This window comes from Nostoc parmelioides FACHB-3921 (genome assembly GCF_014696625.1).
In the GTDB taxonomy this organism is placed as follows: Bacteria; Cyanobacteriota; Cyanobacteriia; order Cyanobacteriales; family Nostocaceae; genus Trichormus; species Trichormus parmelioides.
The window spans coordinates 12,837-27,048 of the sequence record NZ_JACJQL010000049.1; the positions used below are offsets into that span (position 1 = coordinate 12,837).

General features: G+C 44.8%; 14 protein-coding genes. 2 read left to right on the forward strand and 12 right to left on the reverse strand.

The window, feature by feature from the left end:
* The first annotated feature begins 13 nt into the window (after positions 1-13).
* On the forward strand, positions 14-166 hold the full coding sequence (locus tag H6G14_RS24165; RefSeq protein ID WP_190570328.1) for a hypothetical protein: 153 nt from the start codon (positions 14-16) through the stop codon (positions 164-166).
* On the opposite strand, the gene lptB is transcribed toward H6G14_RS24165, so the two are convergent.
* The 5 genes from lptB to H6G14_RS24190 form a co-directional block, all read right to left on the reverse strand.
* Positions 143-871, reverse strand: a complete 729-nt coding sequence (gene lptB / locus H6G14_RS24170) for an LPS export ABC transporter ATP-binding protein (protein ID WP_010998208.1) — start codon at positions 869-871, stop codon at positions 143-145. The two genes, H6G14_RS24165 and lptB, sit on opposite strands and share 24 nt — an antisense overlap.
* A 28-nt stretch (positions 872-899) precedes the next feature.
* Positions 900-1,397, reverse strand: a complete 498-nt coding sequence (locus H6G14_RS24175) for an LptA/OstA family protein (protein ID WP_190570330.1) — start codon at positions 1,395-1,397, stop codon at positions 900-902.
* A 290-nt stretch (positions 1,398-1,687) separates the two neighbouring features.
* Positions 1,688-2,080 (reverse strand): DUF309 domain-containing protein, encoded by a 393-nt coding sequence (locus tag H6G14_RS24180; RefSeq protein WP_190570332.1) that lies wholly within the window; start codon positions 2,078-2,080, stop codon positions 1,688-1,690.
* Positions 2,077-2,442: a ferredoxin thioredoxin reductase catalytic beta subunit gene (locus tag H6G14_RS24185; RefSeq protein ID WP_190570334.1), complete on the reverse strand. Its 366-nt coding sequence runs from the start codon at positions 2,440-2,442 to the stop codon at positions 2,077-2,079. Before H6G14_RS24185 ends, H6G14_RS24180 begins: the two co-directional genes overlap by 4 nt.
* A 217-nt stretch (positions 2,443-2,659) precedes the next feature.
* A complete protein-coding gene (locus tag H6G14_RS24190) occupies positions 2,660-3,823 on the reverse strand; it encodes a DUF58 domain-containing protein (protein WP_190570336.1) in 1,164 nt (387 codons plus the stop codon).
* Positions 3,824-4,047: 224 nt separating this feature from the next.
* Here H6G14_RS24190 and pgsA point away from each other — a divergent pair, with 224 nt between their 5' ends.
* Positions 4,048-4,566 carry a CDP-diacylglycerol--glycerol-3-phosphate 3-phosphatidyltransferase gene (gene pgsA, locus H6G14_RS24195; protein WP_190570338.1) on the forward strand — a complete coding sequence of 173 codons (519 nt, stop codon included), beginning with the start codon at positions 4,048-4,050 and terminating at the stop codon, positions 4,564-4,566.
* Positions 4,567-4,789: 223 nt separating this feature from the next.
* Here pgsA and H6G14_RS24200 read toward each other — a convergent pair whose 3' ends face one another.
* From H6G14_RS24200 to H6G14_RS24230, 7 genes are all read right to left on the reverse strand, one after another.
* Positions 4,790-6,598: an HTTM domain-containing protein gene (locus tag H6G14_RS24200; protein WP_190570340.1), complete on the reverse strand. Its 1,809-nt coding sequence runs from the start codon at positions 6,596-6,598 to the stop codon at positions 4,790-4,792.
* Between the two features lie 116 nt (positions 6,599-6,714).
* Positions 6,715-7,647, reverse strand: a complete 933-nt coding sequence (locus tag H6G14_RS24205; protein ID WP_242053523.1) for a hypothetical protein — start codon at positions 7,645-7,647, stop codon at positions 6,715-6,717.
* Between the two features lie 17 nt (positions 7,648-7,664).
* The gene (locus H6G14_RS24210; RefSeq protein WP_190570344.1) at positions 7,665-9,128 is read right to left on the reverse strand and encodes an MBOAT family O-acyltransferase; all 1,464 of its coding nucleotides are present in this window, start codon (positions 9,126-9,128) and stop codon (positions 7,665-7,667) included.
* Between the two features lie 116 nt (positions 9,129-9,244).
* A complete protein-coding gene (locus H6G14_RS24215; protein WP_190570346.1) occupies positions 9,245-9,631 on the reverse strand; it encodes an acyl carrier protein in 387 nt (128 codons plus the stop codon).
* On the reverse strand, positions 9,600-11,408 hold the full coding sequence (locus H6G14_RS24220) for an acyl-CoA dehydrogenase family protein (RefSeq protein WP_190570348.1): 1,809 nt from the start codon (positions 11,406-11,408) through the stop codon (positions 9,600-9,602). Before H6G14_RS24220 ends, H6G14_RS24215 begins: the two co-directional genes overlap by 32 nt.
* Before the next feature lie 10 nt (positions 11,409-11,418).
* Positions 11,419-13,227, reverse strand: coding sequence for a fatty acyl-AMP ligase (locus tag H6G14_RS24225; RefSeq protein ID WP_190570349.1), 1,809 nt, complete (start codon positions 13,225-13,227; stop codon positions 11,419-11,421).
* Between the two features lie 556 nt (positions 13,228-13,783).
* Complete coding sequence (locus tag H6G14_RS24230; protein ID WP_190570351.1) at positions 13,784-14,119, reverse strand: hypothetical protein; 336 nt, start codon at positions 14,117-14,119, stop codon at positions 13,784-13,786.
* Between the last annotated feature and the right edge of the window lie 93 nt (positions 14,120-14,212).

Sequence of the window (14,212 nt, forward strand, 5' to 3'; positions counted from 1 at the left end):
AAGGCAGCAGCGAATGAAAGCTGTAAAAAGACGAGAGTTTCTTGGCTACCATAATTTAATTAGTCAGTTGTTAGTTGTCAGAGACGCGATTAATCGCGTCTGTACAGTCATCAGTAAACCGTCAACCGTCAACCGTCGTCTACTAAACCTGAAAATTATCACCTAAGTAATATTGACGGACAAGGGGATTGTTGTATAGTTCATCAGCATTGCCGTAGGCCAGAATTTGCCCTTCACGAAGGATATAGGCGCGGTCGGTGATGGCTAAGGTTTCTCTAACATTATGGTCTGTAATTAAGATTCCCATACCGCGATCGCGTAATTGTGCGACAATTTGTTGAATCTCGAAGACTGCGATCGGGTCAACACCAGCAAATGGTTCATCCAACAATAAGAATTTTGGCCCTTCTCCCCCAGCCGCTAAAGCCCTTGCTAATTCCGTCCGCCGTCTTTCTCCTCCAGATAGTTGAATACCTTTACTTCTGGCAACTTTTTCTAAGCGGAACTCCCGTAGTAAAGTGTTTAATCGCTTTGCCCACTCCCAACGCGGCACATTGGTTTGCTCAAACACCAACAGAATATTATCTTGTACAGAAAGTTGGCGAAAAACACTAGCTTCCTGAGCTAAATAGCCAATGCCCAATCTTGCCCTTTTGTGCATAGGTAAGCCAGTAATATCTAAACTATCTAGCCAAACTCGCCCCTGATTAGGTTTTTCTAAGCCTGTAGCAATATAAAACGTCGTCGTTTTACCAGCTCCATTGGGGCCTAGTAAACCAACGATTTCACCCTGAGCGACAGAAAGATTAACGCGATTGACAATTACTCTCTTGCCGTAAGACTTGTGAATATTTTCTAAAACAATTTTCACTATGCCTATGCTGTCTTGTTGGTTGATGCTAATTGGAACGTCGTAATGCTGGTGTTGTCGGAGCCGGCGCGTTAGATTGGCCACCTTGCTCTGCATCATCCACCATATAAATGGATTCTACCTGGCGATTGGATTGGGGTAAGGCCACAAATCGCCCTTCATCAATCAAGTATGTTACCTTTTCTGCGCGGATACTATTGCCACCTTGCTGCAAAATATAGACATTGCCACTAAAATCAATGCGGCGTTCCTTGCTGAAATATTGTGCTTGAGCAGATGTCGCCTGAATTTGACGAGCTGGATACAACATCTGCACATTACCACGAGCAGTGATCACCTGATTTTTAGCATCGTATTCTTGAATATCAGAGCGAATCGTAAGCGGGCGATTTCCCCCTGGTGTTTGTGCTGTAACGCTCGATAATTGGTTAGGCAAGGCTACCGTAGCGAATAAAGTCACAGGTAGTAGCAAAGCTAATCCCAGACGGCGCATTTTTGACAGAGGTAATTTATAGCAGGGCATCATAGGAATTTAATATTCGGGATTCTGGCTTGTATACTAATTATCTCAAGTACTTTCTCCTAAAATATAATCTCCTATCAGGAGTAGCATGAGATAGTCGCTAGCTGAAATCTTGACGCTACGCTAAAGTTTAAAGTTTCAGCGATATTCAGAGACGCGATGAATCGCGTCTGTACAATATAGATCCATTACAATAGAGATTCATTGCATCTGTTGTCTCTTCGCACACATAAAAAATTAGGGAATAAGAAGTTTCTCGTTCCCCAAATTTTTATTCCTTATCATTTGACTAACTAATTATTTGTTACCATAATTGTCGGTAATGACAGTGCGAGACTTTCACTGAGATTGCCAGCGTTTATCTTGTCCGCGCCAAGTTCTTGTAGTGCTTTTAACAAGCCCACGCTCTGGTTTAGTAATTCATCTACGTCAATATTGCCATAAATTGAAGGGTAACGTCGCAGGCGATTGCTGCCTTCCCCAAGCAAAATTACCGCTCCTCGCCAGTTGCGATTGCCCAAATGATAAAGACCCACAGCAATTTGTAAAATACCTTGATAGAAGGTTTTTTCTGGTTCGCTGGCTTCAATCCATAAAGCCTCTAAGGTGTCATGACAGGCGTAGAACTGTCCAGCGTTAAATTGTTCTACACCTTGCCAAAACTCTGTGGGCATGGTTTCACTCATGCCATACTGTCTCGTACTTCTTTAATCATTTCCAGCGAAATTTCTTGTTTTTCGCCAACAAAGTCGTTCTCCGGTGTGAGGAATAGCATACAATGACATTCTTTGCGTTCTCTCATAGGTACGCAAGGGCAGTTCCAGTATGTAGCTTTTACTTCAGCTTCTTTGTCTTCATAGTGGCGACAAGGACACAAAGGCGCTCCTAATTCGTCTTTATGCTTGGCTAATCCTTCAATCACGACTGCGGTCACAGATGGTTCAGAACAGAAGAAAGTGCCAGTGCGCTTGGCATATTGTTCTGAAAAATGGCGCATTGCCTCTAGACTTTTATCGCTGGATTTTGTGTTAGTTTCTGATGAAATCATGGGGATCGGCGGCTGACTATTTAAATATTTCTTTGCATTGTACCTCAGCCTCACTAGAGAATTGCTGGGGAGTTTTCCCCAAGTTTAGTTTTGGGATATGATTTATATTTTTCAAACATGGCTATGGGCAGAAGGGATGGGATCAAAGAATTGCTAGGCATGAAAGATATTTAAATTGTCAGCATTCATTGAAATTTTGAATCATTAAAATACAATTTCATAATGAATGTAAGGGTTGTTGTAACTGGAGTTGGAGAGCCTTTTCTTGCTCTAGGATGATGCCTGGGTAATCTTTGTTAATTACTACTTGTTCTTTTAGAGATGATGTGTCTTGCCATAATACCCAACGACTACCTTGAGGCAGACCAGAAAGACTGAGAGAGTTTTGGGTTAACCAAATCCAAGGTGAGTTTGGTGGTTCGCAATTGGTAGCTTCTTCTAGGAATTTGGTTGCTGCTAGTGTTTCCAAAACGAGGCGTTCTCCTTTGATTAACCCTGTCGATGCAGTCCAAATCTGCACTTGCAATTGCTGATGCTGTGCGTAAAAATACAAAGATGCTGCGGTAATTACTGCTTGTTCAAAATTTTCTGCTGACCAATTACCAGCGCTGTCCAGGGCGATAATTATCTCCTGTCCACTTGTCACCATTTCTAACTCCCGTACCCGTAATTCTCCATAACGGGCGCTAGTCCGCCAGTGAATCAACCGCGTGGGGTCGCCAAGGCGATAGGGACGGAGCGATCGCACTAATCCAGATGTGGCTGTCTGCAATGGTTGACCACGATATTCACTCCTTTGGCTTTCTTCTTGTCCTAATTCATCGACTAAAGGACAAGTTGTTAAAGGTAATACCGTCGGATATACAACGGCTGTAGCATCACATTGACGCTGACGACGACACCAAAATAACCCTAAAGGCGCACCTGTTCCCAGTTCTACGGTATGCCAGCGATAGATACCCCGGTGCTGGGTAGGTTGGTAGTGTACCCAACGGTAAGTATCTTGACTGGCAATTGTTTCCACCCCTTGTTTGATGGGTTTACCTAAAACAAATGGCAATATATCCTCAATTTGTAACAGACTGACGGATTGCTTGGTGGGATTGTGAATTTCTAATTCTAAAGTTAAGTCATCCCCGACTGATACAGGTTGGATAGGATGGCGAGTGACAGATAGACCTGTGAGCGATCGCGGTGGTAAAACAGCTGCTATCCCCAATAATGCAAAACTTACGCCGCTAATGGCATACAACCAGCCAGCCATTGTATTAATCGCTGCACCAAAAAAACAAACAGCAACTCCCACTAGCACCCAGCCGGTGTATGCAGGGGCGCTAGCACGGATTTCTAACCAGTCAGTGATGGGTTTAAGGATTTTCATGTTTCTTTTTTAACCCAATACTGATGAAAATGGGGAATAGGGAAGCAGAGGGGTATAGGGGTGTAAGGGTATAGGGGTGTAGGGTGTAAATGTTTAAAACCCTTCCTTACACCCAGTCTCAACAGACAACCTAGATACGTAAGTCCTAGAACTATGAACTACTGACTATTGACTATTGACTATTGACTATGGACTAATAAATAAAAACTTCCTCACCCAAATTCATGACTTTACCCAACTGGATTACCTTCTCTCGCCTTCTTGGTGTGCCATTTCTGTTGTATGGTTTGTACGACTCTACATCACAGGCTAGGTGGGTATGTGTGGCAATTTTTTTAGTTGCTGCTTTGACTGATTGGTTAGATGGTTATCTAGCGCGAAAACTTAACCAAGTTAGTGATTTGGGTAAATTTCTTGATCCATTGGTGGATAAATTTTTAGTATTAGCGCCGTTATTGGTTTTGGTGGAGTTGGGGAAAATTCCGGCTTGGGGAGTGTTTTTGATTTTAGCGCGGGAGTTGGCGATCGCTGGTTGGCGCGTTAATCAAACGACGATTACAGGGGCGAATATTTGGGGTAAGTTGAAAACTGTGAGTCAGATAGTAGCGATCGCTCTTTTAATTGCACCTCTATCATCAGATTGGCAACAAGTGTCCTTAATTGCCTTTTGGCTTTCTGTGGCTTTGACATTAATCTCTGGCGGAATTTATCTCTGGCCGCAAAAAGTCAGTCAGGCTTCCTAGTAGTTCACCAACCCAAAATTGCTAGGCTAATGCAAGCAGAGGGAGCAGGGGAAGCAGAGGAGCAGGGGGAGAAGGAGATTTTTTTGCTCCTATTAACCTTGCAAAGTTGACTTGCCAGACTACTAGAATATAATCCTTTTATGTTCGTTTGAACATTGACAATATATGTAGTGTTGGTAATGGTAAAAACCAATTACCCATTACCAACCAAATAATTAATAAATTATTGAGAACAAGACTGTTGCCAAGTCTGTTTTTTCTCAACATTTTGCTGTTTACCTGGCGGTACAGTACGCTCACTCATAAAGTAAATATCAAAGCTTTTCAGACTTTGCCCATTAGTATGTTGAGCATTCCAAGTACGGCACAGATATTTTCCGTAGAATGGGTAGAGCTTTTTACCGATTGCCCGATTCAAATTAATAAAATAAGTACGCCACTGCATATTTTGGTAAATGGCACTTCGTAAACCCAAGTCTGGTTTATCCCAAGTTACTGGACTTCCTCCCCGGAAAATATCCACTTCGGTTCCATCTTGCAAACGAGCCGGAATTACGTGCCAGCCGTCATCTCTCGGTGGTGCGGGCGCAAAGATACTCCAAGATTGGTCTAGGCGTGTAGCCCGTCCGATAAATTGTGTACTTTGCCAAACCTTGCGTTTGAAAGCATCGGGGGAATAACTACTGATATTCCAGACAAAAGTATACAACAGCAATAACAGCGCCAAAATATTCAGAATCCGTGATGAGCGTATCTGTATTGGTTTGAATTTAAAGGGTTTGGTGAAATTACCTGCTATTTTGCGGTTAGAAGCAATTACTTCATAAAATTTTGTACCTACTGCCATGATCGGTTTCCATGTTAGTAGGGGAACCAGAAAGCGGAATACAGGTGAGAGACTAACGATATAGGCTATTCCTTCAAATTTGAAATGTCGGTTTCCCTGCCAATCTTCCACTACCCAGGAATTGTAGGTTTGCATATCAGTATGGATATCTGGGTATTCTTGCGCCATTAGTAACGGCGTTCCTGGCAAAATTAATAGTGTCCGTAACAGATGCACTACTTTTTTACAAAAACCACAATCAGCGTCGAAGTAAATTGTCAAGCCTTGACGTTCTGCTGTTTGCAGGCGCTTTTGCAGTCCATTCCAGAAAGAACTGGGGAAAAAGGCTAACCAACTGAAGATGCTCAAAAATGGGAAAATACCCAAGTTCAAAGTTAAGCCAAATCCCGCGTGCAGCAAGATAAAAGTAGTAACAGCACACATCCGAAAGAAGCTGTTACGGAAGGGAATAAACAGCAATAATGGCCCCACCCATTCCAGCACCAAGGTAACGTAGGTAAACAGGGTTAATAGTGGCGGGAAGTTGAGCAGAAAATGACCGAGAGGAGTGGTGTACTGATCAAAACTGAGAGAATAGTAAACAGCGCTCCCATCAACCCAGACTGGACTTTTAGTTTTGAAGGCGGCAGAGAATATATAAATAAAGCATTGTTGGCAAATTAAGGCAAAAGTAGCTCCAGAAACTACCCTTTCCGGTAATTTGCGAGTATGAGTATTCAGAGCGCTTTCAACGGAGTAACTAGCACCAAGAGGTAAAAACATTGCCCAAAACATCAGGGCGCGCAACACATCATCGGCGGCAAAAATAAGTGCTGGATTCCGGTTGTGGAGGGAGATAAGCAAAACCCAAGATGCAATGGTGGCAATCCGCGTGTGATACCCCACTAGCATCAAGAGCGCCATCACAGCAGCAATGCCAAACAACGCCACTTGAAAGATAGGTTCGCCACTAATGGCATGGAGTGACCAGTGCCAAGGTTTGCTGATGTCTGCCAGTAAGGCGCGGGGCATAACGCCTGCATCGGTGTAGTGGGCAGTATAATCGCTGAAGCGAATGCCCAAATCGGTTAAGAGAATCAATGATATGCCGATGCGAAAAGCCGCTAGCGATCGCAAATCCAGCCCCAATACATCATCTAGCTTCTTTGTCAATATATTTTTGGATATTCCCTCATTTGCAGCCATAATTATAAAGTGTGGAGTTAAGAGTCATTGGTCAGAGACGCGATTAATCGCGTCTGTACAATTGTTAGAGATGCTATTAATCGCGCCTGTTGTCTCCCCTGCACTTCTGCCTGAGCTTAATTACGAATAATATTGAGGGTCTTGAGTTGTTCTACTAACTCTGTGGTGCGGGTGCGGCGACCTGGAGGATTGAGGTGGTAGTGGGTATCAGCAAACAGACTAGAATCGGTTTTTACATTCAAGGTTTGTTTATCGTAGAGTACAGGGGCAATTTCACTGAGTTTATCAGCAGTTTTGCTGATATTGCTGAGGGTTTTAGTATCAGTACTGGCATAAATCCACGAAAGGCCGAGAACCAAAGTTGCGCCTTTAGCTTCGACTTCTTTTTTAAACTGACGAATACGTCGTAAAGCGTGAGGAGAAACTGGCTCTTGAATTTTTAGTTGCCACCAAGCTGACTTGAGGCGCTGTTTCATCACTGTGGGATCTCCGTTAGCAGTGATGGGGTCGGAGTAATAACCAGTGAAGCGGCCTTTTTCTACTAATTCTACAGATGACTTTGTGACTGCGCGCAATGTAGGAACACCAAGCAACATAATATCTTGGGCTAGTTGTTTGGCGGGAACACCCCCAAGTCCGGGTTTACCAATGGCTACACTAAACTGACCAGAGCGATCGCCAAATCCATCTTTATCATTTAAGATGAGATACTCCGGTATGAGTACCACAATATCCCCTTTTTTAATGCTATCGGTGACACTGGGTAGAATGACATTTAAGCCTACTGGGCCATCTGTGGCCATGTTGAGAGTCGGGATGCCTAATTGTTGCTGCATCAATCCGGCATCTACGGTGTAGTGCGCCCCAGAACCCCCGACAATTAAAATCCGTTGAGGTGCTTTGACTTCACTGGCGATCGCTTTTTTCTGCTCGTACATGATGCGTAGCCAACTGAGTTCGCCCCCATAACGGGCATTGTATAAGTAACCGACACCCCAGGCTAAAGCGGCGATCGCCAACCAACTGTTAAGCTGTAGAAATTTTTTCATAGCAGCCATATAATTCCTTAGAACTCAAAGTAGATAAAGGGCGATGGTGTATTCGCAGCTAGTAAGACAGTTAAGGCTAACAGCACCCGCGAAACCCAGGGGGAGAGTAACAAGTCATATTCACACGCCCGTTGTTGCCAGACTCCAATGTGTTCCATCAGCAATACAGCCGTGGCTAATACTAGAGTAAATCCTAGTGCGATCGCTTCGTTACCACTGAAGAAACTCATGGCTTCGCCAAGATTGGCTAGGGAATATGTCCAGGGATTGAGGATTGTTTGCAACTTCTCTAATAATCTTGGTGTCTTGGTTTCCATGAAAAACAGACATCCCAAGATTACTGAACCAAAGGTCAACGCCCAGGAAATAAACTGGGGCATAAGGAAGCGTTGCTGTCCCACAAGTTTGTAAAAAGGTCGTCCGGCGTAACGTATGACTAATAATAATAGCCCGTGGTAAGCACCCCAGAAGACGAAGTTCCACGCGGCTCCATGCCAGAATCCCGAAAGGGTGAAGGTGAGAAATAGATAAAATGGGGCCCACTGTTTGTTCTTACCCATGAGAGGTAAGAAAACGTAATCCCGAAACCAAGTGCTGAGGGTGACGTGCCATCTGCGCCAAAACTCGTTGATGCTTTGGGATGTGTAAGGAGCCAAAAAGTTAATCGTTAAGTTAATACCTAAAAATTTTGCTAAACCCAGAGCAATAAAACTATAGCCGCCGAAGTCAAAGTAAATTTGTAATGTAAATAAAAAGGCAAAGAACCATACCAGCCAAGGGTTTTGGGCTTGGTCTAATTTGATATAAGGTGAAATATTATCTGCTAGGACAAACTTCATGAATAGTCCTAAAGACAGCCAGCGAAAACCTGCTTCAAAGTTGTCGTATGTGAATTTAAAACGGAATGATTCAATTTGGGGAAACAAATCACCCCGGCGTTCGATGGGGCCTGCTACTACCTGGGGGAAGAAGGAGACGAAATTGACGTAATCTAATGCGCCAATGGCACGTTTTTTCCGGCTGGTGTAGGAGTCAACAACAAACGCCACCATCTGGAAGGTGTAAAAAGATAATCCTGGGGGAATGGAACCCATACCGGGAATACTCTTGGATTGCCAATTGGTGGCTAATCCTGGTACTAACAGCCCTAGAACATCTTCGACAAAGAAGTTGAGATATTTGAAATAAGCCAGGATGACAATATCTATAACTATGACAGTTGTGGCGATCGCTTTAGCTTTCCATCCTTGTTGACGCAACATCAACCACACCATGACGTAGTTGAAGATGATTTCACAAACAAAAATGGCAAAGCTAGAACGAGAAGCGTTGACAAACAACAGCAAAGACATTGCCGCCAAGCCGATGGCATCAAAGGAACCTTTCCACAGGTTCAATGACTTAGCAACATACCGGACTGTAAAGTAAGGGATGCTAAACAGCAACAGCACCCACCAGAAGGAAAACTCTGAGAAATTCAATTAACATCCCCCCATGAATAATTGATCATTACTAATTCGTAATTCGTAGTTGAGACTGTAATTACGAATTACGAATTACATAGGCGTTAGCCTTGCCGTAGGGTATTACGAATTACTTAACTGCCACTGATTTTGTTCCACAAACCGCCCCAAGCTTTTTCTTTGGGGGCTTCTTGTTTGGGTTGATTGGCGACAGGTTCAGCCGTTGCTGTTTCCGCAGGTGTTACACCTACTTCGTTCACCAAATATTGAGAGGCTTTTTCAATGGTGGGGTAGTCCCAGAGTAAGGTAGGAGGTAGTTCTGCATCAAGCCAGTCTTCTAATTCACCAACGATGGTAACTGAATCAATGGAATCTAGACCGTAGCGAGTCAAGGGTTCAGTCACTTTGATGGTTTGAGCTTTAATGCTCAGTTGTGTAGCAATCTGGTTAACTAACCACTCTTGGATGGTGTCAACAGCGTTATTAGTACTAGGCTTGGAGTTGGAGTCTTTGAGTTGCATCAGTCGTAGTCTCTTGTAGTTGAGGGTTTGCTAATTGAAAGGGAACGATGGAAAACATCCGATTGTCGGTATACAACCGGACTAACTCTTGGGCAACTGCTGCGTCATCAATCCGCCCTGGTAAGGCTTTAGCCGGGCGGAAGGTCAACAGCAGTTTGCGGAGGCCGAGTGCTAACCACTCGCCATTACTAAAGAAGTCTCCCAAATGATGGCGATTGTGAAGCCACATATGGACACAGCTAGCAGCCGCGTGCAGGACGCAGTATTGTTTGGCTATGTCGAAGACTTCTGGCGCTTGCTCATGCCCAAACTGGAAGGCAGACTCTGTAATCTGATGATCAAGAGTATTTAATTCCTCCTGTACTATTTCGGTTAGTTGGATAATTTGCTGCAATACCTCCCCATTGAGGCTGGAGTCTGTCTTTAAATCAATTAGGGATGTCAGCGCTAAACTGAGTCCTTGGAGAACGTCGTCACCGCCTCGGTTGACTAGTTCCAACTTCTTACCATCAAATGGGGGTAAGGGCTGGGTTAAGTCAAAGGTGGCTGCTAGACGTGCTTGTAAGGTGTCTTGGTTGCGTCCAGCATTTCTGATGCGGGACTTGGTAAGCTGACGTAGTTGCAGCAACAGGGCATGGAGGTTAACTACAGTACTGCCATCAAACATACTGATGATGGCGTTATCCCGCAGTACTTTTTGGAAAATGCCATAGTCGTGTTCTTCACGCATATAAAAGCGTGAACCCAAAACGACGGAGACATTCTGCACGACTGTTTCTAGGGTCGTGGTGACGAAGTATTTCACCACTGCTGACCAAACGCTTATTTGCTCTGGCATGGTGTTAAAGCCACGAGCAACGCCGATGGTGGCACAGTCGCAAACGAGGATATCTAAAAACCCATCGGTTAAAGTGCGCTTGGGTTGGGGCATATCATAGACGGTCTTGCCGTATAGCTGCCGTCCCAAGGCAAATTTGAGGGTAGTCCTCAGGGCAGTATCAGCAGCCCCTTGGGAAAAGGCGGCACACAGGGCGCGTGTGATTTGGAAGCCTTTGAGTGCTAGTTCTAGTCCTGCCCCTTCTGCTCCCAAGCGCATGGATTCAGGGATGAAGCAGTTCTCAAACTTGATCCCGCTCATATCGGAACCGCGCACACCGTGGGTAAAGATTTTTGGTAGGTGGCTATAGTTGGCGGGGTCGATTTTGCTCTTTTCTACCATGAATAGGGAAAGGCTACGCGCTCCGCCCTCTTCGTCGGTTTTAGCGAGGACGAAGGTAACGCCGGAGATGGTGGCGCGGTTAATCGGCCATTTTTCACCGTTGAGGATGTAGCCGCCAGGAACTTTTGTCGCTCTCACATCACTGGCGAGTAAATCGCTACCGTGGGCTTTTTCTGAATATGCCAGACACATAGCCCCGTTGGCATCTTTCATAAAGCTGGACAGGATGCGCTTCTGCTCGTCTGTGCCTGCCATCCATGTCAGGTATGACCAGAACATGGTGGTGAAGGCGATCGCTGCGGTTTGGTCACGGCGGGAAAGGACGCGCACAAAGGCGATAAACTCGTCAAAGGAGGTAAATTCGCCGCCGCATTCTGTGGGAATGTAATAGTGTTGGAGTTTCCAGTTGTAGAGCCAATTAATAATCTCGTGGGGAAACTCTTCTCGTTCATCCAGGTCAATTACCTGCTTGAACGACATCACATTATCTGGGTTAGTAGGGTCGCCCAAATCTTTTTCTAATGCTTCTGCGATCCAATATTGCTTGAGTGGCTGCATAATTTTCTCCTTAGTGAGTAACTTGCACCTTTTCCAGCAAAGAGTCTACTTCCCCTTGTAGTCGCCGATAGCTGGCGGTGTATTTGGGGTTTTCGCTCCAATCGGCTAAAACTTCCAACTCACCGGCGAGGAAACTGGCTTTGCAGGCGCGTCGTTGAATTTTGCCACTGGAGGTTTTGAGAACATTACCAGGCTTGACAAGAACCACAGCGTATGCTTGTAGTTCGTGAATTTCGGCGATCGCTTGCCGAATATTGGTCAATACCTCATCTGAGTTAAACTCTTCTTCTGGTTTGCGTTTAACTTCCTGGACTACTACCAGTTGTTCCACGCCATCCACATCGATGGAGAAGGCTGCACCGTAGTCTGGGCGCAGGGACGGGTGAATTTCCTGTACAGTCCACTCCAAGTCTTGGGGATAATGATTAGTCCCCCGGATAATAATCAAGTCTTTGATGCGTCCGGTGATGAACAACTCACCACCCTTGATAAAGCCCAAGTCACCTGTGCGGAGGAATGAGACTTGATTATTCCCGGCAATCTTGGCACGGAAGGTACTTTCGCTTTCCTGTGGGCGTTGCCAATAACCACCAGCCACGCTGGGGTCTGCTACCCATACCTCACCAACTTCATCCGCTTCACAACGAGTCAAGGTATCTGGATTGACTATAGCGACTTGTGTCTCACAAACTAGACGACCGCATCCAGGGATAGCCCGGACTCCATCACCCCAGCTAGTGGCTTCCACAATTTTGTTCTGCTCAATTTTGGTTTTTTCGACCAAACACAGAACAGGTGGTGTATTTCTGGGGCTAGTGGAAACCAACAGTGTATTTTCTGCCAATCCATAAGCAGGTGCAAAGGTTTCCCACTTGAAACCACTAGGGGCAAACTTCTCAAAAAACTCTTCTAAAACTCTAGGGTTAATTGGTTCGGCGGCGTTCCCTGCTGCTACCCAACTGCTGAGATCCAGGGTAGCTAGTTGTGCATCGGTGACGCGACGAACGCACTGTTCATAAGCAAAGTTAGGAGCTTGACTATGAGTACCACGATAGCGAGAAATTGCTTGCAGCCACCGTACAGGCTGTTTGATAAATGCCATTGGTGACATGACATAGCAAGGATGTCCGTTGTAGATAGGTACGGTCAACCCTTCTACTAGCCCGTAATCGTGGAAATATGGCATCCAGGTGATGGAAACGCTTTCAGCATCGTAACCACAGGCTTTTTGTAGATAGGCACAGTGGTGCATAATGTTGTGGTGGCTAATCATCACACCCTTGGGTGTGGAAGTCGAGCCTGATGTGTATTGCAAATATGCCAGGGTATCTGGAGTAATTTGCGGGTCTTGCCATTGGTCTGCTAGTTCTAAATCGATGTCTTCGCTGGCGAACCAAGTCATTTCCTCAAATTCGGGAAAATCTAACTTGGCTGCTTGTAGAACACTCAACAGGTGCTGGTTGGTCAAGACAAATTTAGCGTTGGCATCCTTGACTATCGCCCTTAATCGTGGTAGTGCGCGTTTCAATCTACCAGCATCAGGGGGTGGTGCGGGGATGGCGATGACTCCACCATAAAGACTACCCAAAAATGCTGCCATCACGTCTAATCCCTGGGGGTACAGCAGCAAAACACGTTCACCTTTAGCATTATGTTTCTGCAATAATGCACCAATGGCACGGGCTAGACGATCAAGTTCTGCGTATGTTAACTTTGGGCCTTCTGTTTTCCCATCGATGAGAAACATATAGGCGAGCTTGTCCGGCTCATGATTAGCACGAGCGCGTAGCAGTTCAACCAGGGTAGAGACGTTTGTCATTGGCAACTTCTGGGATAGTTAAGCAGTGAGTCATTTGGTATGGCATCAGATATCTTACTTTGTGCAGATGTGCTGCTTTCGGATATAGACTTGCCAGGGATTTTTGTTACCTATTGATTCAGTAATATTGACACACTCATCTACTTATCGGAAGATATTACTCGGTGTTTTCACTAAAAAAATAAATTTACACCATAAGTGCATCTACTAACTTAGATAAGTCTAGATGAAAGAAAGTATTGACTTTATCAGCATTTACCGTCTCTCTAATGATGTAGGGGTGAGGAGAGATTATAAATTTACTATGAAAATTTTGAATTACTTGGTATCCCTGTGCGTAAATTCGTGGTGAGATGATGGGAGTGTTTTGAACGCAGCGAAAAGTTCTGTAGGAGGGTCTCCCTCCGTAGGAAACTTTTCAAGACAGAGGGGCGCGGAGGTGTGCGCGGAGTTACGCGGAGAGTTTGCTACTGGGTTGATGAGATGGTGGACTGAGAAAGATGAGGAGATGAGGGAGGAATTCTTACTCATCACTCCTCACTCCTAATCAAGGATTTTAGGCGTTTTGAGAAATGCTTTGGCGATAAAAGTGGCGCTTGTGTAGGATTAGGGCGGCAAAGTTAGCTACTAAACAAGTGACTGCTAATCCTAACAAAATATATGTAGGAGGCATGACCACGCCAATCTCGAACCATGTGTATACGTGTAGAATCATCACTACTGCAAAAATACTAGCTAGGCTGAGAGCTTGCCAAATTTGTTGGGTTGGGCGACCTATGACAGCCAAGATAATTGTCAATAATGTGGCGAGTAGGTTGGCTGGGACTAGAAACGCACAAACACCAATACAGTTTGCCCTGGATAATTCAGATAAAGCATGGAAATGAAGCATTCATTTTTGGGGATAACGTTAGCATTTAATGGACAAAATATATTTTTAGATATGTCAACTGAAATTAGGATATATCTAAAGTAATTGCTTCTG

Excerpts from the sequence above, each read along its gene's own strand:
- H6G14_RS24190 (WP_190570336.1), bottom strand. The coding sequence starts at position 3,823 with ATGAAAATCCTTAAACCCATCACTGACTGGTTAGAAATCCGTGCTAGC.
- H6G14_RS24215 (WP_190570346.1), bottom strand. The coding sequence starts at position 9,631 with ATGCAACTCAAAGACTCCAACTCCAAGCCTAGTACTAATAACGCTGTT.
- H6G14_RS24175 (WP_190570330.1), bottom strand. The coding sequence starts at position 1,397 with ATGATGCCCTGCTATAAATTACCTCTGTCAAAAATGCGCCGTCTGGGA.
- H6G14_RS24225 (WP_190570349.1), bottom strand. The coding sequence starts at position 13,227 with ATGACAAACGTCTCTACCCTGGTTGAACTGCTACGCGCTCGTGCTAAT.
- pgsA (WP_190570338.1), top strand. The coding sequence starts at position 4,048 with ATGACTTTACCCAACTGGATTACCTTCTCTCGCCTTCTTGGTGTGCCA.
- H6G14_RS24180 (WP_190570332.1), bottom strand. The coding sequence starts at position 2,080 with ATGAGTGAAACCATGCCCACAGAGTTTTGGCAAGGTGTAGAACAATTT.
- H6G14_RS24205 (WP_242053523.1), bottom strand. The coding sequence starts at position 7,647 with ATGAAAAAATTTCTACAGCTTAACAGTTGGTTGGCGATCGCCGCTTTA.
- H6G14_RS24230 (WP_190570351.1), bottom strand. The coding sequence starts at position 14,119 with ATGCTTCATTTCCATGCTTTATCTGAATTATCCAGGGCAAACTGTATT.
- H6G14_RS24185 (WP_190570334.1), bottom strand. The coding sequence starts at position 2,442 with ATGATTTCATCAGAAACTAACACAAAATCCAGCGATAAAAGTCTAGAG.
- H6G14_RS24220 (WP_190570348.1), bottom strand. The coding sequence starts at position 11,408 with ATGCAGCCACTCAAGCAATATTGGATCGCAGAAGCATTAGAAAAAGAT.
- H6G14_RS24165 (WP_190570328.1), top strand. The coding sequence starts at position 14 with ATGAAAGCTGTAAAAAGACGAGAGTTTCTTGGCTACCATAATTTAATT.
- H6G14_RS24200 (WP_190570340.1), bottom strand. The coding sequence starts at position 6,598 with ATGGCTGCAAATGAGGGAATATCCAAAAATATATTGACAAAGAAGCTA.